Consider the following 22,884-nt stretch of genomic DNA (forward strand, 5'->3'; position numbering starts at 1 on the left):
AATAAGGGGCCGATGATGATGCCGAAGTCCGTGAGGTCCTCTTATGAGACCGATTCTCCGTTCTACTATCCTCCTTCCCTTACTTGGTCTGGTGCTTGCCAACTCTCCACTGTCCTCGCAGAAGCTTGCGACGCCCGCCACTCCCGACGCTGACCGCGATCTGCGACACCAAAGCGCAGACTGGTTTGCAATCGAGCCACACCTTCCTGATCCGCAGACAGCGAGCTGGCAAAAGTTGGAGCTGGCGGCTGATGTGTTGCGTGCCCGGCGATTTCCCGAAGATGCCCTCGATTACTACGGCTATGCGATGCGTCGCGGCGGTCCACAACAAGACCTTCTGATTCGAATGGGCGTGACGGAACTTGAACTGAGAAACATCACGCTTGCGCGGACTTATTTCCTGCAGGTGGTTCGTTTGCAGAAGAAGAACGCACAAGGATGGAACAACCTTGGTGCCGCCGAATACGTGGAGGGGCGCTATGGAGCCGCTATCTCCGATTACGGCAAGGCGATCAAGCTGGACAAAAAATCAGCGATCTATCACTCAAACCTTGGAACCGCGTACTTCGAAGAAAAGAACTTCGAAAGGGCGCGACAGCAGTTTGATATTGCGCTGACGATTGATCCGGACATGATGCAACATCACGAAGCGAGCGGCGTAGAGGCCCACATGCTCTCGCCGGCGGACCATGCGCATTATTGTTTCGAGATCGCCCGGCTCTATGCTCATCGGGGCGACGAAGAAAATATGCTTCGCTACCTGACGCTCTCGAGTGAGGGCGGGTTCGATGTGCTCGGATCGATGGGGTCGGATGAGGTGCTGGCGAAGTATCGCAAAGACCCACGGGTAATCACCTTGGTTCGAACAGCGACGGCTCTGCGGAACTCGAAGATCTCGGTTGCCGATGCGAGGACTGGCGGAGTGCCTTCGCTGCCACAGGCCCATGATTAGGTTGTGGATTGGACTATTTGTAAGGGCAGTGACGGCAATCTGAGTTGCAACAGTAGCCACGTTTTCGATGGTAGATGGAGGTGAAGACGAGGTAGGGGCCCTCGTAGTAGAAATCTTCGGGCAGGAGCTCCGGAGGGGTGTCTTCGGGCGGTGGGGTTGGTGGTGCGTCGACGGGTTTGATGGGATCCTGCATTGCTGGGATAATCCTAGTCCAGTCTGAGATCCGCAGGCGGTGCGCTGCGGGACCGTTTTCTAACGAGGGTCTGGGATGAATCGTAGAAATTTTCTTAGGAGTTCCTTGGCTGCGGGAGGTGCCGCGCTGTTTTCAGGTGCAACAATGACGGCCGGTACGGAGGCGTTTCAGGATAGTGTTCCGGGAGCTGTGACAGAGGCCGAAATTGAAGGCGCGCGGTTTCCGGATGGTTTTTTGTGGGGGATGGCTTCAGCAGCGTACCAGGTGGAGGGGGCCTGGAATATCGATGGGAAGGGCGAGTCCAACTGGGACCGCTTCGCGCATACGGTCGGCAAGGTGAAGGGTGGCGCGACCGCCGATATGACGTGCGATCAATATCATTTATATAAAGACGATATCGCGATTTTGAAGCGGCTGAATCAGAAGAGCTATCGGTTTTCGACGTCGTGGGCGCGGGTGCAGCCGAGTGGGACGGGGCCGGTAAATCAGAAGGGCATCGACCATTACAGCCGGCTGGTGGATGCGTTGATGGAGGCGGGGATTCGTCCGTTCTGCACGATCTATCACTGGGATCTACCGCAGGCGCTGGAGGATCGCGGTGGATGGCCGAATCGCGATCTGGCCTCGTACTATGCAGACTTCGCGGGGATTCTGGCGAAGCATTTGGGTGACCGGATTACGACTTGGGCGCCCTTCAATATGCCGTGGACGTTTACCTACTATGGGTATGGGGTTGGAGTTTTTCCTCCCTGCAAGGCTGATTTCAATCAGTTTTTGAAGGCTGCGCATACGGTAAACCTGGCGCAAGGTGAGGCGTTTCGAGCGATAAAGGCTGCGTCTGCGAAGGCTACAGTGGGGAGCGCCTATGGGATGGCTCCGGCTTATCCGAAGACGGATAGTGCGGCAGATCGAGCGGCGACGGCGCGCTATCACGCGATGAATAATCTCTACTTTCTGAACCCGGCGATGCGTGGCGAGTATCCGAAGGCGTTTGTTGGGGCAACGCCGTATGAGGCGATGGGATACAAGGACGGCGATGACAAGATCATGAAAGTGCCGTTGGATTGGATTGGGTTTCACTACTACACACGGCGGATTGTCTCGAATGCCAGTGACGGCGCTCAGGCTGCCGGAGGACACTTTGGCACGGAGACCGAGGGGGAGGGTGGGTCGTCGGGGCGAGATCCGCTGACGCAGATGCACGTGGAGATGCCGACGGAGGGGCCGTTGACCGAAGCTGGGTTGGAGATATGGCCGCGGGGCATCTATGACCTGGTGACGCAGATCTCTCGGGAGTACGACCATCCGATTATTGAGATCAGCGAGAACGGTTGCTGCTATCTGGATGGGCCTGACAGCAGCGGGCGGGTTCCCGATGTGCGCAGGATCGCATTTCATCGGGAGATACTCGCTGAGTTGGCACGTGCGATCGCAGATGGGGCGAAGGTTCGTGCGTATCACGCATGGAGCCTGGTCGATAACTTCGAATGGGCCGACGGATATACGCAACGGTATGGACTGACGTATGTAGATTTTCGCGATCAGAGGCGCATCGTGAAGGATTCCGGACTTTGGTATGGGCGGGTGGCGGCTTCGAATCGACTTACGTAAAGAGTGTTGTTAAATTGGGAGCCTCCAACGAGTGCGAGTCGTGGAGGCTTTTCTCTTCGTTCGACATTTTCCGTTGGTGTTGCGTTTACTTAGGCGCGTCCTGGGCGAGACGGAGACCTGAGAACTGCCAGCGGGTTGAAGGCGAGAAGAAGTTGCGATAGGTGGCGCGGATGTGGGTGGCCGGCGTGACGCAAGAGCCTCCACGAAGGATGACCTGGGAGGACATGAACTTGCCGTTATACTCGCCGAGCGCGCCGGGTAGAGGCTTATAACCGGGGTAGCCTGTGTAGCCGCTGGACGTCCACTCCCAGACATCGCCGAAGATCTGCTGCAGTCCGGGGAGTGCTGAGGCTGGGGTGGGATGGAGGTTGCCGGTTTCGATGAGATTGGCCTGGACGGTGAGGGGGGGCGTCTGCGGCGAGTTCTGCGGCGGGTACGTCAGGAGCGCGGGCTGCAAGTCGACCTCTTTGCGCTGGAGCCCGAGTTGGCTGGCGGCGTGTTCCCATTCGAATTCGGTCGGGAGACGGTGGCCGGCCCAGCGAGCGTAGGCGTCGGCCTCGAAGAAGCTGAGGTGGCAGACAGGGGTCTCGCTGAGGTCGTCGAGCGAGCGAAAACCGTGCATGGTGTAGATCGACCAGCCGGAGTTGGTGGCTTCGTCGCGACGCCAGTAGAGTGGCGCCTGCCAGCTTTCGGCGCGGTTGGTAGTCCAACCCTCAGAGAGCCAGAGCTCGGGCCGGTTGTAGCCGTTCTGGTCAATGAAGGCGAGGTACTCGGCGCAGGTGATCAGGCGTGTCGCGAGGCGGTAGGGTGCGAGGTAGACATGATGGCGAGGGGTCTCATTGTCGAAGGCAAAAGAGGAGACGGATTGGAGAGGATCTCCCGGGTCGGGAGCGAAGCCGATATCGGTGAGGTCGCCGGCATAGTCGATCCAGTCGAGAGGCGGCGCGATGGTGTCGAGCCTTTCCTTAGCAGGTGCCTGGACGTACGCAGGGTGCAGTGGGTTGGTGAAGAGGGCGTGCTTGATGTCGGTGGCGATGAGTTCCTGGTGCTGCTGCTCATGCTCGAGGCCGAGAGCGATGCGGCGGGCGGCTTCATCTTCGAGCGGATGCTGCATCAGTGCTGTCATTGCGGCGTCGACGTGGGTGCGATAGGCGAGGATGGCGTCGAGCGGAGGGCGCGAGAAAGAGGCTCGGAGTTTTTTGTCCGGCATCTCGCCTAGCGAGTTGTAGTAGCTGTTGAAGAGCCAGTGGAAGTCGGGATGGTAGGGCTGGTAGCCTGCGGCAAACTCGCGAAGCACGAAGGTCTCGAAGAACCAGCTGGTGTGGGCGAGATGCCACTTCACCGGACTGGCCTCAGGAGAGGACTGCACCATCATGTCTTCAGGTGATAATGGGCTAAAAAGATGCTTGGTCGCATGGCGAACGGCCTTGTAGCGGGCGAGGAGCGAAGTTGCTGCTGCGGTAGCTTCTACGATCTGGGTCATAGTCTTCTCGCTTGGTGAAGAGATAGCGAACAAAGTTGTGATGCTTTGTTAGAAGGCGAAGTTGCCGAAAGGTTACCCGAGGTTGAAGCCCGATTGATGTTCACCGTTTAGACGCGGCTCAAGCTCAAAGAGACATTCTGATTCTGACGGCCTAAGGTTTGTTGATCACACCGAGATCGACCATACCGTTCACGAAATACTGCACGGCAAGCGCCACGAGGAGCAAGCCCATGATGCGGACGAGAATTCTCACGCCAGTCTCCCCCATCGCGCGGGCAACGCGGTCGGAGTTTCCCAGGACGAGGTAACAGATTGCCGCGGTAATGAAGATCGACACCAGGATCGCGACCATCTGCCAGCGGTTCTGCGCCTGACCGACCAGGACCATGACGCTCGTGATTGAGCCAGGACCGGCAAGCATCGGAATTCCAAGGGGAACGATGCCGGCGTCCTCTTTCTGAGCGGCTTCTGTGGTCTCCTCGGTCGACTCTTGCGTGGGCGATCGTTTGGCTTCGAGCATGTCCAGGCCGATGAGCAGGAGGATGATGCCGCCTGCGATCTCAAACGCAGGAAGCGTGATGCCGAACATCTTGAAGATGTATTGTCCTGCAACCGCGAATGCGCTGAGCACGACCAGAGCCGTGATGGAAGCCTTCCACGCCATCTTTCGTCGACGCGGCGCATCCGCCCCTGCGGTCACCGCAAGAAAGGTGGGCAGAGCAGCGAACGGATCGACGAGAAAGAAGATGGAGCTGAGCGCGAGAACAGAAAACTGAACGTACGCGGAATGCTCCAGCCCTCTGAGACTGACGGCATGTGGATTGAACATCACTCTCTATTCTCCCACGCCGGGCAGCCGTTATAATGGTTCTTCAACGCTTAGGAGCGTACATGCCCATACAGACCACCACGAACATCTGGCACAACGGGAACCTCATTCCCTGGGACAAAGCGCAGATCCACGTCATGTCTCACGTCGTTCACTACGGCTCGTCCGTCTTTGAGGGCATTCGCTGCTATGCGCAGCCGAACGCTGCCGGCATCTTCCGCCTTCCGGAACACATGGCCCGGCTGGTCGATTCGGCCAAGATTTACCGGATGCCGCTTCCCTACACCGTGGAACAGCTTTCGACCGCGGTGATCGATGTGGTCGAGGCTAATGGCGTCGCTCCGTGCTACATTCGGCCGATTGCGTTTCGTGGCTACGGAGAACTCGGCGTCAATCCGCTGAAGTCACCTGTTGAGGTCTATGTCGCAAACTATCCGTGGGGCAAGTATGTTCCGGGCACCTCGGGAGCGGATGTCTGCGTTTCGAGCTGGAGCCGGCTCGCGCCGAACACGATGCCGACGCTTGCCAAGGCCGGCGCGAACTACATGAATTCGCAACTGATTCGCATGGAGGCCGAGATCAACGGTTACTCTGAGGGGATTGGCCTGGATACGAACGGCTACCTCTCCGAGGGGTCAGGTGAAAACCTATTCCTGGTGCGCGGCGGCGTTCTCTACACTACGCCACTGGCGAACTCGGTGCTGAACGGCATCACGCGCAGCTCCGTTCTTACGCTTGCGAAGCAGCTTGGCATTGAAGTGGTCGAGCAGGCTCTTCCCCGCGAGATGCTCTACATCTGCGACGAGGCTTTCTTCACGGGTACGGCTGCTGAAGTGACACACCTTCGTTCTGTCGATCGCATTCTGGTTGGCGATGGCACGATGGGGCCGATCACGAAGGCGCTGCATGATGAGTTTTTCGGCATCGTGCATGGCACGCTTCCCGACCGCTACAACTGGCTGACCCCGGTCAACGTGAAAGTCGCCGAGCCCGTTGGCGTATAAGCAACTTATTTGGTAACAAATAGAGAGAGGCAGCCATAGAGGCTGCCTCTTTTCTTTTTGCGATTGTCGTTACGAGTTTATTCCGGAGTAACAACCATCTCTTTCTTCGGGATCTTCGCCAGAAAGTCTTCGCCAACTTGAATGTGCTGGTCAACCAGCCGCGAAGGGGTGTGAGCCAACCACTCTGCGAGGGAGATGTCTTCGTAGAACGGTGTTGGGAATACCTCAATAAACGTGAGGTCAGTGTCGCCCGTGTTTTCGATGTAGTGGGGTACAGACTTGTCGATGTAGCCGACGTCGCCTTCCTGGAAGTCCATGGTACGGGCATGACCGCCGGCAGAGAAGACCGTCATTCGGCCTTTGCCCTCGACGTAGTACTGCCACTCGTCTTCGTTCGGATGCCAGTGTAGTTCACGCAGGCCGCCCGGTTTTAGAGTGACGATCGCCGCAGCGATGTTGGTCGCAGGCCAGATCTTCTGGTCGATGATCTTTACCTCGCCGCCACGGGAGACTTTGGTGGGCTTCATCTCGGCTGGTTTGAAGTCGAAGCTGTGTGGCACGCGGCCAGTGCCTGCCTCTGCCTGTTTCTGTTCTTCGGCTAAAGGGCGCGGTAGGGAGCGTTCGAAGATAAACAGCTCTTTATTCGGCACTTTATCGAAGGTGGACTCCGGAACACCGAAGTTCTTCGCCAGCACCTCGGGCGGTGTGTGGGTCATCCAGTCGGTCAAAAGGAAGGTGTCGAACTCATTGAAGTTGCCATCATTGAAAACGAGCAGGAACTCGCAGCCGTCAGGCCCAAGCCCCTGAATGGAGTGCGGAATTCCTCCGGGAAAGATCCAGAGATCCCCTTTGGTGACATCGCTGACATGGCTGCGGCCTTCCTGGTCGACTGCTGTAATGCGTGCGTTGCCATAGAGCATAAGAGCCCACTCGGCACCGACGTGCCAGTGCAGCTCGCGGATACCTCCGGTAACGAGACGCATCTGAACGCCTGCCATCTTCTTCGATATGGGGAGATCGCGTACGGTGACCTGTCGCGTCCAGCCGCCCTCTTCCTGGCGCTTGTGGGACAGAGAAAAAGAATACTTGAATGGAGGCTGGCCGCCGGAGTCGGTCGGAGGAGCCCACACGGAACTCGGATTCTCCTTATCGAGTGGGTCGTTGTTCTGGACGGGCTGCGATTCATTCGGAAGGTGGTGGTCTGCCGAACGAATCTGTTTCTCTTGTCCCTGAGCAACCTGCACACCTGCTGCAGCTACCAACATCGCCGAACTTGCTTCGAGAAATCTGCGGCGGCTTACCTTGGCCTGTTCTATTTCCTGTTCCACTTCCAACGCCCTCCGGGTGCCAAAATTACCTCTATTGGTTGAATCTTATCGGTTCAGGATATTAGATACCTAAAGTATCGGGACAAGTGTGGGATAGACCTTGTGAATGAACCGAACTCCTAATGAATCATGTTCACTTTTCAACCTTGGCCGTCAGCATTCACTCTGTCGCCATGACTGGGAGGTTGGCTGGTGACGAGAATGCGAGCCGGGTTCGAGCTACGATTGAAGACTTGATGCGGTTGGCCGGGAGATACTTCGAGACCCTCACCAGCTTGAAGGACGAAACTGTGCTCCTCTACTTCGATGGTCAACTCGCCTTCAAGAACGTAGAAGAACTGCCGTGAATAAATATGGAAGTGACGGATTTCACTGGTGCCGGGCGGCATGAGCTCTTCGATGATGCTGAGGTGGGGTGTCCTGAGGAGGTGCCAGCCGTCGCAGTCGTCTTCGTAGGGACCGCCCCATTTGTAATGCGTGGCGGTTTGCCTGCTGACCATCTGTGTCTTTGAAATCATCCCGTTGTTCAAGCGGACTAGTTCGAGCTTTTGGGAACGTTTCGCATTCCGAGGACATGGAAGTCCTTGAGTCCGCCCTTGAGAACGTAGACCAGCGCATTATTTCCGTTCGGATCGGTCGGCCTCAGGAAGAAGCCTGACTCGAGCACAAAATCTCGGGTATTGCTGATAATTCCTTCGATCATCTCTCCATCGTAGAAATAGACGCGCACCCACAACCCCGGCACGATGGGGGCATGCTCGTGAAAGTGAAGAGCCCGGTGGCGAAGATCGCCATCGAAGGTCTTGACGAAGAAAACAGCCTTGGCATCGCGGGTCGGAACGTCCTCTATGGTGTCCGTGTCAAGCAGCTTCAGCCGAATGGAGTCCAGGGGATAGATAGGCTCGTTGCGTAGAAGCTGCTCGATGGAACCGAGTTCGCGGGACTCAGCGAGTCCGCGAATAGCATGGCTCTCGTAGCGGACTACAACTCGATACGGTTCGGACAGCTCTTCGGCGACTTGGGATTTGCCCTGAGATTTTAGGATGCGTGGTTGTTCCGTGGTGACAGGTCGTACTGCTTGATCTTGTACAGGAGCGCCTTGTAGCTGATTTGCAGATCGTTTGCCGCGGCCTTCCTGTTCCATCCAGTTCCCTCCAGTACCTGTGCAATTGCCGTCGACTCCGCATCCCCTTTGAGGTTGCGGACCATCGCTTTGAGCCCGGCGCCATTGGGTGTCTCCTGGGCTACCGCTGCTGCCGCTGCTCCACCCTGATAGACCGTTGCTGGAGAGAGTTCGTCGACGATTGATCTTTCTTCGCCAAGAACCAGGTACCGATTGATTACATTTTCGAGTTCGCGCAGATTGCCGGGCCAGGAGTGATCGGCCAGAGCGTTCAGCAGGGTTTGCGAGAAGGGCAGCGGATCCCGGCCATACCGCTTTGCGCCCTTACGCATAAAGTACTCCGACAGCACCGGAATCTCTTCGCGGCGCTCGCGCAAGGGAGGGATGCTGAGGGTGAATCCATTGAGGCGATAGTACAGATCCTCGCGAAAGGTCTTGTTGGCCATCGCATCCTTCATATTGATGTTGGTGGCGGCGATCACGCGCACATCCACCTTCATGGGAGATCTGCTGCCAAGGCGAGAGAAAGTTCCGTCCTGCAATACCTGCAGAAGCTTGGCCTGAAGGATGGCGGGCATCTCACCGATTTCGTCGAGAAAGATCGTTCCGCCAGTGCAGACTTCGAACTTGCCTGGCTTGGTCTTGACCGCTCCTGTAAAGGCGCCCTGCTCGTAACCAAAGAGCTCGCTTTCGAGCAGATCAGCCGGGACTGCAGCGCAGTTGACCTTAAGGAAGATGTTCTGGCTGCGGGCAGACATTTTGTGGGTGTAGAGCGCGAGGATCTCCTTACCGGTTCCGCTCTCTCCCAGGATCAGGAGTGGGATGTCGGCGCGGGCTACGAGAGCGGCCTGAGCCTCCAGTTCGCGCATCCTTTTGCTGGAACGTACAAACGAGTGAGTTTCGTTTAGCGGAATTTCTCTAAGGGCATCGGCTGCGGGAACCTTCTTCTCCGACGAAGCGAGGTGCTCCTCAATAGCCTGCTCGACGTCGCTGCCGGTAAACGGCTTCATCACGATCGCACGGACACCTAGACGAATCACCATCTCTAGGTCGCGAAGTTCCGCCGAGCAGGATAGGACGACCACCGCGAGATTGGGTTTGGTACAGCGGATGTGGGTCAACAGAGGCATCGGGTCGCGGTTGGTATGCAGGGCAAGCAGAAGCAGATCAGGCTGTTCCGACTTGTCCAAACGCTCGAGCAGCGCCTGCTCGTCCGAGAAGAGGCTCAGTGAATATCGGGATCCGAGGGTAGAGCGAAGATAATCGAGAACGGCGAGATCCGGTTCCAGAATAAGGATCTGGGCACGTGGCCGCGTAGACTTCAAGGCAGGGACGGGATACGAAAGGGCAGCTGACATACAAAGTACCTCAAATTGCAGGTTGGCTATTCTCCAAACCTACGGTGATCCTGAAACCCGGTTGGCCCCCAGGATCAGGCTGTACTCGATCTAGACAGTTGCAACGCGGGCCTGTCATCCTGACCACCCCACGCCAGCAAATTTTAGCTCGTCCGACACAGCATTTTGTTAAAAAATGTTACGAACTTTGCCGACAAAAGAGATAAAGGTTTACCACTCTCCTATCGAGTAGGCCTAGCTTACATGGTACTGGCATGAGTGGAACTAAAAAAATGTGGATTTTTTTTTGCTGGTTACTTTGGTGAAAGTGACCCTGGTGACCTCCAAATCCCTGCAAAAGTGCTACTTCAATCCGATTCTGAAGTTTATTCGTATATTCGGGCTTGCAATTAAACCCACGAAATCCTCGCTTTCAACCTCTACTATATGAGAAATGGCGCTTGACGTGCATATGTGAACCGTATTGCAAAGTTGCGGTTTCTACCCAACGCCGATAGGAAAAAATGACCTTGGATCACCACGTCGAATCCGCCGCCTCGCTCAATCTCCCGCCTCTCGAAATTTTTTTCGGCAAGACGGCCGCTATGCAAGCGGTTCGAAACAAGCTGGAGAGAGTAGCGGAGACCGATGTCCCCGTTTTGATCCAAGGTGAAAGCGGCACCGGCAAAGAGATCTGCGTGCGACTGTTGCATGCTTTCTCTCTACGGAGCAGGGGTTCTCTGGTTAAAGTAAGCTGCCCTGCAATACCCCACACGTTGCTCGAGACAGAGCTGTTCGGCTATGAAAAAGGGGCCTTTACAGGCGCTATGTCCACGAAGCTGGGACGCGTAGAACAGTCGCACCACGGTACGCTCTTTCTGGATGAGGTGGGGAGCCTGGACCTGGGAGTTCAGTCCAAACTGCTTCAAGTGCTGCAGGACGGAACCTTCGTCCGAGTGGGCGGCCACGAGCCCCGAAACATTGTTACCAGGTTGGTTTCTGCTTCCAACACCGACCTTCGCAGCCAGGTCGAGGATGGAACCTTCCGTCTGGACTTTCTCTTCCGCATCAATGCCGTCACGATCAACCTGCCGCCCTTACGCCAACGGATCGCCGATCTGCCCATCCTGATCGATTACTTCATCGATCACTATGCAAAGATCTTCCACAATGCACCGGAATTACTCTCGAAGAGCGCGGTTCGCCTGATGCAGAACTATCACTGGCCGGGAAACATCCGTCAGTTGGAAAACCTGATCCGTAGCTACGTTTTGATCGGCAGTGAAGAGGCGCTCGTCGCGGAACTTATGCCCGAGACACCGCGCGGCGGAATCACAACCGATATTGACCTCAGCGAGCCGATCTCGCTCAAGAACATTACGAAGAAGGCGACCCAGGACCTGGAACGGCAGATCATTCTCAAAGTGCTGCAGGAAAATAGCTGGAACCGGCAAAAGACAGCGAAGTGGCTGCAGATCAGCTATCGGTCTCTGCTCTACAAATTGAGCGAGGTCGGAATGCCAGAGGTGCCCCCGCGGCCCCTGCGGATACCTCATCTGGTGAAGAAAGAGGAGCGTACCGTTAAGACTGCACTGTCGTCGCGGACGCGGATTTACTGACCTGCCGATGTTGATTCGTTAGCACGCAGAACCGACGCGCGCACTCTTTACTCGAAGCCGATTCGTCGGAGATTCGGCAGCGGTATTATTGTGCGCCCTGCCGCCGAATGATCGTTTTGATCGTCTCGAACATGATCAGCAGATCGAGCCCAAGAGTCATGTGCTTGATGTAGTACAGATCGAACTCCAGTTTTTCGCGAGCTTCGGCCAGAGTCGAACCATAGCCGTAGCGGACTTGAGCCCAGCCCGTGAGCCCTGGGCGAATCATGTGGCGAAGATTGAAGTAGGGGATCTGTTCGGTAAGCCATGGCACAAACTCGGGCCTTTCCGGACGCGGACCTACAAAGCCCATATCGCCACGCAGAACGTTCCAGAGTTGCGGGACTTCGTCCAGGCGGGTCTTCCGCATGAACATACCCACGCGCGTCACGCGAGGATCGTTCTTGGTCGCCCACTTTGCGCCGCTTACCTCGGCATCAGTGCGCATCGTGCGAAATTTGTAGACCGTGAAGTTCTTGCCGGCTAGACCTACTCGCGTCTGCCGGAAGAAGATCGGTCCCGGGGAGGAGAGGCGAACCAAGAGCACAACGATCGGGAAAAAGGGGAGAAAGAGAAGCAATCCCACTGCGGCTGTCAGTGTCGAGACAATCCGTCGCGCAATCTGCTGGGACGGTTTGACTCGGAAGCCTTCGCTATAAATGAAGCTGCTGGGATGCAGCCCGTCGAGATGAAGCTTGCCGGTAAGCCGCTCAAGCAGAGCTCCGGCATCTTCGATGACGACTCCGTTGAATCTCAACTTGAGCAACTCGCGAACAGGAAATTCGCCACGACGGTCCTCAATCGCGACGATGACGCGATCGACAGGAGGCTTCGGTCCGGAGAATTTCTCGAGAGCCACATGGATGGCCTCTTTGCGCTGGTCTCGATCGGCCACAACGCCGTCCCAGCCGAGCACCTCCATGCCTGCATCTTTGCGTGATTCGAGCAGGTTGACGATGGACTGCGCGCGGTCACCTGCACCCAGAACATAAACCCGCTCCCGAAAGATCTCTCGTCCAATAACCCACTCGTAGGCGCTTCGCCACGCCACCAACGCGAGAGTGAGAAAGATGAGGCCGAGCAGCAGGACATATTGAGCGATGTCGAGCGCGGGAAAGACGTAGATCATCGCCGACAACAGAAACGACAGAAATCCAAGAACGAGCAGCAGGCGAAAATAGATCTCCCAGCTTGCGGAGATGCGCTGTGGCTCGTAGAGATCAAAGTAGTAGGAACAAAGCAGCGTCAGGATGGTAAGACCGATAATCTTCAATCCCCCGTTCTCATAATTGAGAACGAGGTAGGTGTCCGGCCCCATCAGCAACGCCGTCGCCAGCAGGAAGCAACCACTCACAATCAGCGCTTCGCACAGCAAGAGAACGATGGTACGGGTAGGGTAGTACACGTTGAAGAGCCGGATCATCTGGTCAATTGCTCCCACTTACGGTTTGGCGGCATCGTATCCATAGTAGCTGCCGACCTGAGGTTGCTCCTCCACGGCGTTCAGAACAAATCCAAGAATATTCGAGGCTTTCAGCTCACTCTGCGCCCGTTGCGCGATGGGGAATTTGGTCTGTCCACTGCGTGCAACCAGGAGAACGCCATCGCAGAAACGGGCCAGGTTGACGGCATCGGAGACGGGCAGAACCGGTGAAGAGTCAACAATAATCCAGTCAAAATGCGGCGCCGCCAGCCGAATCAACTCGCCGAAGCGGGGACTTCCGGAGAGGTCGGCTGCCTTGTCGCCGCCGTTGCCGCCCGCGATAAAGGTCAGGTTCTGCGCGATCGCGGCAGCCCCAGGGGTCATCCCCTCAAACGATTCCGGCCGCTGCATCACTTCGATTACGCTCGCCTTGCCTCCGAGATAATCCGCGAGGCCGGGATGAGACTCGCAGCCAAGAAGTTGATGGAGGGTGTAGCGCCGCATGTCTCCATCGATTAGGAGTACCTTGCTATTCTTGTGGCGCGCGAGGCTCATGGCCAGATTGGTCGAGATGAAACTCTTGCCCTCCTGCGGCAGGCCGCTGGTGATCATGATGGTCTTAAGCGGGCTGATATCGCGGAGCTCGAAGATTCGCGAGCGAAGGCTGCGAAACTGCTCAACTGCAGGTCCGCGCTCGAGCAGCGACGGTAATTGCTCGAGAGACAGTGCCCAGGAGCGCAGCGGAATCGTGCTGAGATCGAGCGCGTTGGGGTCCAGCGGAGCGATGTAGGGCTCACCATAAGGCCGTGCTTCTGCAGGCGCGCTGGTTTGCTCTTCCTCAGCGGTGGCCACGGCGGTCGCGTAGATGGTTGACTTGACTGGGGCCTCTGGAGTTCGCGGCTCCGGTTCGCGCCGGTCCAATCTGCGGTCAGACTCTGCCTTCTGGAGTGCTTCGTAGATTCGGCTCATCGGTCGTGCCTTCCCGGCTCTTTATTGAAAGCTGCCATAAAATTATCTTCTTTCGAGTTCAGACCGAACTGCTTGTCCCCGTTGCCGATCACAGCCGAAGAGAGCATGAAGGGCTGTACCTCCAACTCCAGTTCTGCCGCCACGCCTTCTACGATGGTGGCGGTCACCTGCTCCACCTGTTCCACGTAAGCCACGATCAGCGAGTGCTCGCACAGCAGGTTGATAATGCGCGGAATTCCGCGGCTGGCACGGTGAATCAGATCCAGCGCCTCGAGTGAAAACAGCGACCAGCTTGCTCCTGCAATCCGCAGGCGTTCGGCCACATAGGCGTGCGTCTGGCTCTCGGTCAAGGCCTGGGTGCGGCACCACAGCGAAACGCGCTGCCGGAGCTGCCGCACGCTCGGATGGCGCAGCTTCTCTTCGAGCTCAGGTTGTCCCGACAGCACAATCTGCAACAGCTTTTCGGATGAAGTCTCAAGATTGGTAAGAAGCCGGATCTCTTCGAGCAGCTCCCACGACAGATTTTGCGCCTCATCGACGACCACCACGCAGGTCTCTTCCATGCGAAAGCGCTCAATGAGCCAGCGGTTCAACTGCAGCAGCATGCCCGACTTGGTTCGCGTCGCCGGCACCATGCCGAAGTCGGTCAAGACAAACTCGAGGAAGTCCAATACATCGAGACGCGGGTTGAAGACAAAGGCGGTAGAGACCTTACGGCCGCTGAAGGAACTCAATGCCCGGCGCAGCAATGTTGTTTTGCCGGTGCCGACCTCGCCTGTCAGTACCGTGAAGCCCTTTCGCGCCGAGATTCCATACTCCAGGCACGCCAATGCCTCCCGGGTGTGCGGCATCATGTAAAGAAACCGAGGGTCAGGGCTGGTTCCGAATGGACTGCTCTGGAGTTTGAAGAAGGTGTTATACATCTCAGCCCCCCGCATTCATGAGCGGCTTGCCGCCCGCGGCTATGTCCGGACTGCTGCGGCCGAAAAGCTTGCGCTTCGCAACCACGGGTTCCTGTTCGCCGGCAAAACCAATGACACCGAGGGTCGGCAGCTTCGTAAACGCCCAGATATCGCGTTCGCTGCGAATCGCCGTGTCCAAATACTCTAGCAAAGCTACCAAGGACAAGCCCAATGCCAGCCCAAGGACAAGGCCGCCGAAGACGAAGGCGGAACGCTTGGGAGAGTATGGCGACTCGGGTAAGTTCGGTTCATCCATGACCCGGAACTGCTCCCCTTGTTGGCGACGCTCGAGGTCGGTTGCCATCTTGGATTGATTCAGCTTGTTGAGCAGATCATCGTAAAACGCCTGTGCGGTCTGGTTATCCCGTGTGATGCTCTTGTACTCCTCCTCCACGGCGGGGCTGGAGGCGACGCGATCCTGATAGGTCCGAAGTTGCGCTTGAACTTCAGCCTGATCTCGCTTCTTCTGAGCGATGCCGAGGTCCATCGCGCGGATCTGGGCACGCATCTGTTGCACGCTGAGAGAGTCGGTCGCTTTAGGTGCGGAAGATGCCGGCGCCACCGGCATTGTGGGTGCCTGGGCTATTTTGCGCTCCAATTCATTGACCTTTCTCTGCGCGCTGACCACATCGGGATAGTCATCGGTATAGCGTGCCTTTAGATCCGCCAGTTGCACCTGAAGCTGCTGGAGTTCCAACTGCTGGGCCTGGGGGGCTGCAGTTCCATGTTCCGTGGCCTGCGACTGCTGAACCTGCTGAGCCTGCTGCATGGACAGGATGGATTCTGCGTAACTCTTGTCCTGCTCCATGCGGGCAAGCGCCTGTGTCGCGGCATCCAGCTGGGTGTTGAGTGTCGTCAACATGTTGATGTTCGACGACTCCGCACCCGGCAGCTTACCCATATAAGTCTGTTGAAACTTGGCCAGACGTGCATCCTGTTCGTCCAGCTTTGCCTTGGCATCGGCGAGCTGACTCTTCAGAAACTCGGTCGTTCCCGCGGCCGAAGCAGCCCGGTCGCTGAGGTTTTCACTGACGAAGAGCGACTGAATCTCGCCGCACACCAGCTGGGCCGTGCGCGGATCGTTCGCCTTGAAGGAGATGAAGAACCCTGGCAACCCGTTGGTTCGGGCAATCTCCGACTGAATGGGCGTAATCCCAATATTTTTGCGGGTCAGATCGATGCGGTCGTCCATTGAAAGCTTCCCGTTGGCAAACAGGTTGAAGCGTTCAATGATGGGTTGGAGTCGCGAACGGCTTAATATTTGCTCCTTCATGGAAGCTAGCCGCCCACTCAGATCCTCGGTGACAACCGCTTTGACGTAGGACTCCGGAACCTTCTGTTGCTCCACCAAGACCAGGGTCTGGGAGACATACTGCGGCTGCACCAGGAAAGTAACAAGATACCCGACGATGGGAAAGATGATCGCGGGGATGGCAATCATCCACCATCTTCGTTTCAGGATGGTGAGGTAGTCTTGGACCGTCAATGCGCGATGACCAAGCATGGTGACTCCTTAAAACTGTCCTAGATTCGTGGAGCGGGGAGTGAATGTGACCCCGACTCCAATGGTCTGAAAGGTGTTGTTGAGGATGGTTGGGGTAACAGGCCCAATTACATTGTTGCTGGATTGGCTGGCTGCCGTATAGCTTGCATACGCGGAGAAATGTGGACTGAGCCTGCGTGTAACTTGTGCCCCCCCGTAGACAGTGTCGTATGTAGCGTTGCTCGTAACCAGGGAGGTGCCGTTGAGAAACTGTGTCAGGCCGGCACTGTGTACGTAGGATGCGGTGAGGCCAACGACCCAGTCCCGACCGAAGTTGCGGCCTACGGAGCCCGAAAACGCGTCGGTGAGGGCACCCGGTAGTACGCCCGATCCATTGTTCACTCCTCGGCTGTAGTTCACGCCTGCGTGCACATTCTGGTAGCTGTACGAAAGCCCTGCAGTGACAGCTACGTCGGTTGAGTCGGGAACGAGGGTGCTGTTGGAGCTCGATACCCACTGCGGACCGACCGAGACGTTGGCGCTGAGCGTGCGGCTCAATACGCGCTGATAGAACACATTGATACCCCGAGTTTCGATATCAGGCGTATTTAGGCCGGATCCGTTGCCGCTATAAGAGTAAGTCGAATAGACCCCCGAAACACCGACTGAGCTTCGTGCATCGATTCGTTGATTCAGTGAGACACTTCCTGAAACCTGGCTGGTATCAAGCCCAGCGTCAGCATTGCTGTCGAGATAATGAAGAACTCCCCATGAACCAGAACCGGTGATAGAAGTATTGCGCGTAAGCGTCCGCTCGGCGCTGCCGCTGACGGAGTTCCCGATGCGATTGCCGGAGGTGGTAATGATATCCCCGATCGGCCCCGCGCCCGGACCTTGGATCGGAATCGATCCGAGATCTCCCACGCCAGCGATCCCTGACAGGCCCGTTGTGGGCGACTGAGGCAGAAAGCTGAAGGAGTCAGAGATATTGAAGATCCAGTGACGAGTGACATAGCCTTGAGACGCCGAAATACTCCAAAAAGACTGTGTTCCCCCAGACGACTGGCCGGCCAGAATCACGCCGCCCGAGAAGAGCATGCTGAATGGTCGCGTTGTGTTAGGCGAGGTATAGGCGGCATTGCCGGAAAGGTCCGTCGCGTAGGTCGTGTTGCCCTCTCCGTAGTATCCGAGCTGGATAACCTCAGATGCGCTCAGCGAGTAATGAAAAACCCCATCTAGATTGGGCAGGTTCGGGCCCAGGGTGGAAGCCATCGACGACTCTGCCGTCGGCAAGGCCTGGCCTTGTGCGATGGATGCACCCATCGACAGCAACAAGACCGAAATCAGTGTTTGGATCTTCATGCCTTCCTTCATGGGACGACGATTGTGTCTCCGGGAAGAAGCGAGACCCCCGAGTTTTCTCCCTTCAGCGCCTGCTTGTAGTTGAACGGGATCTTCTGTTGCTTGCCTGCTGTCGTTCGCAAAATATAGATGCGCTTGGAGTTCGCAAACTGCGTGATACCACCTCCGGTGACAATCGCCTGCAGCGGGGTCATGCCCGGAGTCATCACGACCGGACCAACCTTCCCGACTTCGCCAACCAGAAAGACGCGCTGGCTGTTGACTCCGAGAACCACTACCGTGACCACAGGATCCTGAATGTACTTTTTGAGTCGTTGACTGATATCAGTCGAAAGCGCCGTGGGCGTCATTCCGGCTGCGGGAATATCTCCCACCAACACGAGGGAGATCATCCCGTCGGGTCGCACCGGAATAGTACCGGAGAGCGTAGGCTCCTTCCAAACAGTGATCTGGAGAGAGTCCTCCGGCCCGATCACGTAACGATTCGCATCCATCGGACCTGCGTAGTTCGCACTCGCGGCCGTAGGGACCTTTGGATCAGCAGGAGCCGTGGTCTGTCCCCCCGGCGCCGCATTCGGCGTTGCGCCTGCGGTCGCCGCCGGCTGTGATGTGACTTGTGCTGCGGCCGCGATCGGTAAGAGCAGCAGCACGGCACCTATGGAACAGAACCGCTTTATCAAAATAACCCTCATCCTTCCTTCGCTTGACTGCTGTGGATAGGTACATCCATTCTGACGCATCCCCTGGTGGCCGAGAGTATTTCGTCTTATGTAGCAAACACTCTTCTGTCCCATCGACCGAAGATTTGGTAGCGGAGATTCTGGATCTTCTATCGGCAATTATTACCTGTCAGGCAATGCGTGTGCCAAAGATCGATGTGTGCCGGATATTTGTCGAAGAAATTGGGAAAATGAATAGATCCAGTAGAAATCAGCGCGTTGCCCGCCCATGGGTTCCTTAGATGTGCAGATTATCAGTGCCAGTGGGAAACTTTTTTCCCTTTGGGGGGATTCTCCCTACCACTTTTGTGTCGATAGATCCTAAACGGATACAGAAACCGAGGTTCAAGAGGCATATAAATTGCTTACAGGGTTCAGGTGAAGTATAACGTCATACGAGCAACACAGGGGACAACTCACACCATGCCTTATGCAGTGGACTCGGCCGCGAAGGTGGCCAATCCAGAGCCACCCCTTACCTCCCTCTCCGGCGCGAAGGCCCGGCTTGAGTGGCTGCCATACGCCTCAATTGTCCTCCTGCTGGTTGTGCTGTACTACCGTGTCGGAATCAAACTGGTATACGACTGGTCGACCCTTCCCGATTACTCTCACGGCTTCCTGGTCCCTTTTTTCGTAGCGTTCCTTATCTGGGACAAGAGGAAGGTGATCCAGTCCACACCGATCCGCCAGAGCTGGCTCGGGGTTCCTCTCGTCGTCCTTTCCCTTGCCGTCCTGATTCTCGGCATTTATGGCGTCGAACTGTTCACCTCGAGGATGTCCTTTATCTTCCTGATGGCTGGCCTGATCTGGACCTTCTTCGGCTGGGCGATGGTGCGGGTGCTGCGCTTCCCTCTTCTGGTTCTTATTCTTGCGATTCCTTTTCCCGCGATTCTCTTCAACCAGATCACATTCCCGCTCCAACTGCTGGCCTCGCGAATTGCCAGTGACGTCCTGCCGCTGCTCGGCGTGCCGACGCTGCACGAAGGCAACGTGATCGAATTGCCCGTCATGAAGCTCGAGGTAGCCGAGGCCTGCAGCGGCATTCGCTCGCTGATGAGTCTGTTCACACTCTCAGTCTTCTACGGCTATTTCCTGGAGCACACCACGAGGCGCCGCGTCATTCTCGCCCTAGCTAGCATTCCCATCGCCGTCACTGCGAACGTAGCCCGCATCGTAGGAACAGGCCTATGTGTCCAGTATTGGGATCCGGAAAAGGCGCTTGGCTTCTTCCATGAGTTCTCCGGTTGGGTGATGTTCGTCATCTCACTGGTCTGCCTCTACCTGGTTCACCGTGCCATGCGGCTGATCTCCCCCGAAAAGGCACAAACCACATGAAATCCCCTCGCTTCTGGCTCGTGATTCTTCTACTTGCCACCTCGGCTTTCGTCCTGCAAAGCCGAGGCGACGCGGATTTTGTGCCCGCGAGCCAGCCTCTGAGCCAGATGCCGGCGCAGTTGGACGGCATGATCGCCCAGGACATCCCACTGACCGACGATACCCTTGCCGTGCTCGGTAAAGGCGACTTCCTCAATCGCGTCTATGTGGGTCTGCCGGCGAATGGTCTCGCAAGCAAAGCGGCCCCCATCAGCCTGTTTATTGGCTACTTTCCCAGCCAGCGCACGGGTCAAACCATGCACTCTCCGCAGAACTGCCTGCCTGGCGCCGGATGGACCTTTGACTCGCAGAAATACGCTAGCCTACAGGACGTCAACGGCAAGAACTACAAGGTGGGCGAATACATCATCAGCAACGGGGAGATCAAACAATTTGTTATCTATTGGTATCAGGCGCATGGCCGCAGCATCCCCAACGAGTACAAGGCGAAGCTCTATATGATCGCCGATGCTATCCGGATGAACCGCACCGATGGCGCCCTGGTTCGCGTCATCACCCAGGTTCTGCCGTCGGAGTCGTTAGAAAGCGCCAGAGAGCGGGCTATTCAATTCACCCAGCAGATGGCTCCGAACCTGCCCCGGTTTATCCCCGACTAACGAACGATGAGCCGGAGTTTCACCTAAGTTGTATCTCGCGACGTTACGTCGGGCTCCGTGGGTGTCGATGACAGTGCGAGAATGACAGTGCGAGAATGACAAGATCGTTCTGAAGATCAGTTGAGGAAATCTGCGATGAGAACTACCCTTCCCTTGGCAGCACGTCGAATCACCACAGTGCTGGCCATCTCGCTTGCTCTCGGACTCACCTCCGGTTGCCATCGCGATCCGAACAAGCAGAAGCTGCGTTACCTCGAGAGTGGTAAGCGCTACGCCGACCAGGGCAAGTACAAAGAGGCGACCATACAGTTTGCGAACGCGCTTAAGGTCGACCGCAACTACGCCGATGCTCACTATCAACTCTCAAAAGTCTTCATGAAACAGGGATCAGTCATGCCCGCGTATGGGGAACTGATGCGCACGGTCGATCTGCAGCCCGGCAATCTTCAGGCGCGCATTGATCTGGGCAACATTCTGCTTGCGGGCAAGCAGGTCGACCGCGCCGCCGCGCAAGCCACGGCGGTACTCGCGATCGACAACAACAATGCTGACGCCCATGCTCTGCTCTCCAACATCGCGACAGCGAAAGGAGACCGCATCGAGGCGCTGGCCCAGATTCAGCAGGCCCTCGCCGTAGATCCCAATCGCGCCGCTTTCCATGCCACTCTGGGCCTGTTGCAGAGCAACGACCCAGCTACGGCCGCTGCGGGCGAAGACCAGCTCCGCAAAGCCGTCTCTCTGGACGGCAAGAACGTAACCGCACACGTGGTCCTCGCATCGCTATTACAAAAGAAAGGGGACTTTCAGGGCGCGGAGGATCAGATGAAAGCCGCGATCGCCGCTGACCCAAAGAGCGTGATGGCTCGCGCCAGCCTCGCAGATTTGTACATGCGCCAAAAAGATACTGCAAAGGCCGAGCAGACCCTTCGCCAGGCATCCGAAGACCTCTCCGACTCCGAGAGTGGTGCGGGAATGCTGGCAACTTACTACATCCGCACCAACCAGCTAGTTCCGGGGGAGGCGACCTACGCAGACCTGGTAGCGAAGCACCCAAAGAGCGTTCCGCTCAAAATCGCATATCTTCGCCTGCTGATTCTCAACAAAGATCTGCCCAAGGCGAGGACCGTTGGCGCGGAGCTGGCCAAGACCGACAACAACATTCCCGAAGTTGCAGTTCTCAATGGCATGCTCTTGCTGAACGACGGCAAGACCGTCGATGCCTTCAACTCGCTGCAGAAGGCAGCCAAGGCTAATCCCGACAACCTGGTCGTCAAGCTCTGGCTCGGCCGTGCGGCACGCGCTAAAGGCGACATGAGCGTTGCCCAACAGAGCTTCCGCGACGCAGCCAGAATTAGCCCCGGCAGTATGGAAGCACAGGCTGGCCTCGCAGAGATCTCCATTGATACCCACGACTTCACCACGCTCCACCAGGTAGCCGACACCGCGATTGCAATCAATCCGCAGGTCGGGGCTCCTTACATCTGGCGCGGCATTGCTGAAGGCAGCCAGAAAGAGTTCGACAAAGCCGACGCGGACTTCCATCAGGCCATCAAGCTCGATCCAAAAAACTCCGCTGGCTACCTGGAACTCGCCCAGCTGCGACTCTTCCAGCAGAAGAGCCCTGAAGCCCAAACACTGCTCGAACAGGCTCTTGAGCTGAACCCGAATTCTTCCCGCGCTCTGCGTCTGCTGGCCTCATCTTTCATGTTTGAAAAGCAACCGGCCAAAGCGATCAGCCGGGTGCAGGACCAGATTGCAAAATCTCCGCAAAACGCCGACATGTACAACCTGCTGGCTGAGTTGCAGCTGAACACAGGCGATGCCAAAGATGCGCTTGCCACTGCAGAAAAGGCAATGCAGATCAACCCGAACGACAGCTCGGCCGTCATCACCTACACTCGAGCCGAAGTCACCGCGGGTGATCCCGCCAAGGCCGTGGCCAAGTGGCAGCAATGGATAACCGACCACCCCACCGACGTCCAGGGACTCACCATGCTTGGCACCATGCAGGAATCGCAGGGTGATCGCAACGGCGCCATGGCCACCTACAAGAAAGCTCTCGCGATTCAGCCGGAGCAGCCCATCGCCGCCAACAATCTTGCATACCTCATGGTGGATACCGGACAGAATCTTGACGTTGCCCTCTCTCTGGCACAGATAGCGCGGCGCGGTATGCCGTCCTCGCCGAACACAGCTGACACCCTGGCCTGGATCTACTACCAGAAGGGCAACTTCGCCTCAGCTCGCGATCTTCTCGAGGATGCGGTCAAAATAGCTCCCAACAGCGCTTCCATCCATTATCACCTGGGCATGACGTACACCAAGCTGTCCAACAACTCCGAGGCGATGACACATCTGAAGAAAGCAGTAGCCCTGGCGCCGAACACCCAGATTGAGAAGGATGCTGATAGGGAACTCGCACGGTTGGGCTAGTCCAGCTGAATCGCTCTCTGTATC

20 protein-coding genes are annotated in these 22,884 nt (G+C 56.9%); 7 read left to right on the forward strand and 13 right to left on the reverse strand.

The window, feature by feature from the left end; all coding sequences use genetic code 11:
- Positions 1-43: 43 nt before the first annotated feature.
- A complete protein-coding gene (locus tag HDF14_RS15405; RefSeq protein WP_183978276.1) occupies positions 44-952 on the forward strand; it encodes a tetratricopeptide repeat protein in 909 nt (302 codons plus the stop codon).
- Between the two features lie 13 nt (positions 953-965).
- Here the strand turns inward: HDF14_RS15405 and HDF14_RS15410 are convergent, their stop codons facing one another.
- Positions 966-1,145 carry a DUF5522 domain-containing protein gene (locus tag HDF14_RS15410; protein WP_183978277.1) on the reverse strand — a complete coding sequence of 60 codons (180 nt, stop codon included), beginning with the start codon at positions 1,143-1,145 and terminating at the stop codon, positions 966-968.
- Between the two features lie 75 nt (positions 1,146-1,220).
- Here HDF14_RS15410 and HDF14_RS15415 point away from each other — a divergent pair, with 75 nt between their 5' ends.
- Positions 1,221-2,756 (forward strand): family 1 glycosylhydrolase, encoded by a 1,536-nt coding sequence (locus HDF14_RS15415; RefSeq protein WP_183978278.1) that lies wholly within the window; start codon positions 1,221-1,223, stop codon positions 2,754-2,756.
- Between the two features lie 85 nt (positions 2,757-2,841).
- On the opposite strand, the gene egtB is transcribed toward HDF14_RS15415, so the two are convergent.
- A complete protein-coding gene (gene egtB / locus HDF14_RS15420) occupies positions 2,842-4,239 on the reverse strand; it encodes an ergothioneine biosynthesis protein EgtB (protein ID WP_183978279.1) in 1,398 nt (465 codons plus the stop codon).
- A 151-nt stretch (positions 4,240-4,390) separates the two neighbouring features.
- Positions 4,391-5,068: a MarC family protein gene (locus HDF14_RS15425; protein ID WP_183978286.1), complete on the reverse strand. Its 678-nt coding sequence runs from the start codon at positions 5,066-5,068 to the stop codon at positions 4,391-4,393.
- A 62-nt stretch (positions 5,069-5,130) separates the two neighbouring features.
- Here HDF14_RS15425 and HDF14_RS15430 point away from each other — a divergent pair, with 62 nt between their 5' ends.
- Complete coding sequence (locus HDF14_RS15430; protein WP_183978288.1) at positions 5,131-6,072, forward strand: branched-chain amino acid transaminase; 942 nt, start codon at positions 5,131-5,133, stop codon at positions 6,070-6,072.
- Between the two features lie 77 nt (positions 6,073-6,149).
- On the opposite strand, the gene HDF14_RS15435 is transcribed toward HDF14_RS15430, so the two are convergent.
- From HDF14_RS15435 to HDF14_RS15450, 4 genes are all read right to left on the reverse strand, one after another.
- On the reverse strand, positions 6,150-7,400 hold the full coding sequence (locus HDF14_RS15435) for a cupin domain-containing protein (protein ID WP_313899598.1): 1,251 nt from the start codon (positions 7,398-7,400) through the stop codon (positions 6,150-6,152).
- 140 nt (positions 7,401-7,540) lie between these two features.
- Positions 7,541-7,918, reverse strand: a complete 378-nt coding sequence (locus tag HDF14_RS15440; RefSeq protein ID WP_221304713.1) for a cupin domain-containing protein — start codon at positions 7,916-7,918, stop codon at positions 7,541-7,543.
- A gap of 17 nt (positions 7,919-7,935) precedes the next feature.
- The gene (locus HDF14_RS15445; protein ID WP_183978290.1) at positions 7,936-8,544 is read right to left on the reverse strand and encodes a DUF6982 domain-containing protein; all 609 of its coding nucleotides are present in this window, start codon (positions 8,542-8,544) and stop codon (positions 7,936-7,938) included.
- Entirely contained in the window at positions 8,439-9,881 is a 1,443-nt protein-coding gene (locus HDF14_RS15450; RefSeq protein ID WP_183978292.1) for a sigma-54-dependent transcriptional regulator, read from the reverse strand. The genes HDF14_RS15445 and HDF14_RS15450 overlap by 106 nt, the downstream gene beginning before the upstream one ends.
- A gap of 503 nt (positions 9,882-10,384) precedes the next feature.
- Here HDF14_RS15450 and HDF14_RS15455 point away from each other — a divergent pair.
- The gene (locus HDF14_RS15455) at positions 10,385-11,479 is read left to right on the forward strand and encodes a sigma-54 interaction domain-containing protein (RefSeq protein WP_183978294.1); all 1,095 of its coding nucleotides are present in this window, start codon (positions 10,385-10,387) and stop codon (positions 11,477-11,479) included.
- An 85-nt stretch (positions 11,480-11,564) separates the two neighbouring features.
- Here the strand turns inward: HDF14_RS15455 and HDF14_RS15460 are convergent, their stop codons facing one another.
- The 6 genes from HDF14_RS15460 to HDF14_RS15485 form a co-directional block, all read right to left on the reverse strand.
- Positions 11,565-12,941 carry a sugar transferase gene (locus tag HDF14_RS15460; RefSeq protein ID WP_183978296.1) on the reverse strand — a complete coding sequence of 459 codons (1,377 nt, stop codon included), beginning with the start codon at positions 12,939-12,941 and terminating at the stop codon, positions 11,565-11,567.
- Positions 12,942-12,959: 18 nt separating this feature from the next.
- Complete coding sequence (locus tag HDF14_RS15465) at positions 12,960-13,910, reverse strand: CpsD/CapB family tyrosine-protein kinase (RefSeq protein WP_183978298.1); 951 nt, start codon at positions 13,908-13,910, stop codon at positions 12,960-12,962.
- Entirely contained in the window at positions 13,907-14,764 is an 858-nt protein-coding gene (locus tag HDF14_RS15470) for an ExeA family protein (RefSeq protein WP_260698308.1), read from the reverse strand. Before HDF14_RS15470 ends, HDF14_RS15465 begins: the two co-directional genes overlap by 4 nt.
- Positions 14,765-14,834: 70 nt before the next feature.
- Positions 14,835-16,376 carry a GumC family protein gene (locus HDF14_RS15475; RefSeq protein WP_183978302.1) on the reverse strand — a complete coding sequence of 514 codons (1,542 nt, stop codon included), beginning with the start codon at positions 16,374-16,376 and terminating at the stop codon, positions 14,835-14,837.
- Positions 16,377-16,385: 9 nt separating this feature from the next.
- Positions 16,386-17,717, reverse strand: coding sequence for a hypothetical protein (locus HDF14_RS15480; RefSeq protein ID WP_183978304.1), 1,332 nt, complete (start codon positions 17,715-17,717; stop codon positions 16,386-16,388).
- An 8-nt stretch (positions 17,718-17,725) separates the two neighbouring features.
- Complete coding sequence (locus HDF14_RS15485; RefSeq protein ID WP_260698309.1) at positions 17,726-18,397, reverse strand: polysaccharide biosynthesis/export family protein; 672 nt, start codon at positions 18,395-18,397, stop codon at positions 17,726-17,728.
- Between the two features lie 462 nt (positions 18,398-18,859).
- Between HDF14_RS15485 and HDF14_RS15490 the strand changes: the two genes are divergently transcribed.
- From HDF14_RS15490 to HDF14_RS15500, 3 genes are all read left to right on the forward strand, one after another.
- Entirely contained in the window at positions 18,860-19,771 is a 912-nt protein-coding gene (locus tag HDF14_RS15490) for an exosortase/archaeosortase family protein (RefSeq protein ID WP_183978313.1), read from the forward strand.
- Positions 19,768-20,427 (forward strand): exosortase C-terminal domain/associated protein EpsI, encoded by a 660-nt coding sequence (locus HDF14_RS15495; protein WP_183978315.1) that lies wholly within the window; start codon positions 19,768-19,770, stop codon positions 20,425-20,427. The genes HDF14_RS15490 and HDF14_RS15495 overlap by 4 nt, the downstream gene beginning before the upstream one ends.
- A gap of 135 nt (positions 20,428-20,562) precedes the next feature.
- Positions 20,563-22,860, forward strand: coding sequence for a tetratricopeptide repeat protein (locus HDF14_RS15500; protein ID WP_183978317.1), 2,298 nt, complete (start codon positions 20,563-20,565; stop codon positions 22,858-22,860).
- The last annotated feature ends 24 nt before the right edge of the window (positions 22,861-22,884 follow it).

This window comes from Tunturiibacter gelidiferens (assembly GCF_014201335.1).
Classification (GTDB): domain Bacteria; phylum Acidobacteriota; class Terriglobia; order Terriglobales; family Acidobacteriaceae; genus Edaphobacter; species Edaphobacter lichenicola_E.

Coding starts and splice junctions, on each gene's coding strand:
- HDF14_RS15405 (WP_183978276.1), top strand. CDS start 44: ATGAGACCGATTCTCCGTTCTACTATCCTCCTTCCCTTACTTGGTCTG.
- HDF14_RS15410 (WP_183978277.1), bottom strand. CDS start 1,145: ATGCAGGATCCCATCAAACCCGTCGACGCACCACCAACCCCACCGCCC.
- HDF14_RS15415 (WP_183978278.1), top strand. CDS start 1,221: ATGAATCGTAGAAATTTTCTTAGGAGTTCCTTGGCTGCGGGAGGTGCC.
- egtB (WP_183978279.1), bottom strand. CDS start 4,239: ATGACCCAGATCGTAGAAGCTACCGCAGCAGCAACTTCGCTCCTCGCC.
- HDF14_RS15425 (WP_183978286.1), bottom strand. CDS start 5,068: ATGTTCAATCCACATGCCGTCAGTCTCAGAGGGCTGGAGCATTCCGCG.
- HDF14_RS15430 (WP_183978288.1), top strand. CDS start 5,131: ATGCCCATACAGACCACCACGAACATCTGGCACAACGGGAACCTCATT.
- HDF14_RS15440 (WP_221304713.1), bottom strand. CDS start 7,918: ATGATTTCAAAGACACAGATGGTCAGCAGGCAAACCGCCACGCATTAC.
- HDF14_RS15445 (WP_183978290.1), bottom strand. CDS start 8,544: ATGGAACAGGAAGGCCGCGGCAAACGATCTGCAAATCAGCTACAAGGC.
- HDF14_RS15450 (WP_183978292.1), bottom strand. CDS start 9,881: ATGTCAGCTGCCCTTTCGTATCCCGTCCCTGCCTTGAAGTCTACGCGG.
- HDF14_RS15455 (WP_183978294.1), top strand. CDS start 10,385: ATGACCTTGGATCACCACGTCGAATCCGCCGCCTCGCTCAATCTCCCG.
- HDF14_RS15460 (WP_183978296.1), bottom strand. CDS start 12,941: ATGATCCGGCTCTTCAACGTGTACTACCCTACCCGTACCATCGTTCTC.
- HDF14_RS15465 (WP_183978298.1), bottom strand. CDS start 13,910: ATGAGCCGAATCTACGAAGCACTCCAGAAGGCAGAGTCTGACCGCAGA.
- HDF14_RS15470 (WP_260698308.1), bottom strand. CDS start 14,764: ATGATGCCGCACACCCGGGAGGCATTGGCGTGCCTGGAGTATGGAATC.
- HDF14_RS15475 (WP_183978302.1), bottom strand. CDS start 16,376: ATGCTTGGTCATCGCGCATTGACGGTCCAAGACTACCTCACCATCCTG.
- HDF14_RS15480 (WP_183978304.1), bottom strand. CDS start 17,717: ATGAAGATCCAAACACTGATTTCGGTCTTGTTGCTGTCGATGGGTGCA.
- HDF14_RS15490 (WP_183978313.1), top strand. CDS start 18,860: ATGCCTTATGCAGTGGACTCGGCCGCGAAGGTGGCCAATCCAGAGCCA.
- HDF14_RS15495 (WP_183978315.1), top strand. CDS start 19,768: ATGAAATCCCCTCGCTTCTGGCTCGTGATTCTTCTACTTGCCACCTCG.
- HDF14_RS15500 (WP_183978317.1), top strand. CDS start 20,563: ATGAGAACTACCCTTCCCTTGGCAGCACGTCGAATCACCACAGTGCTG.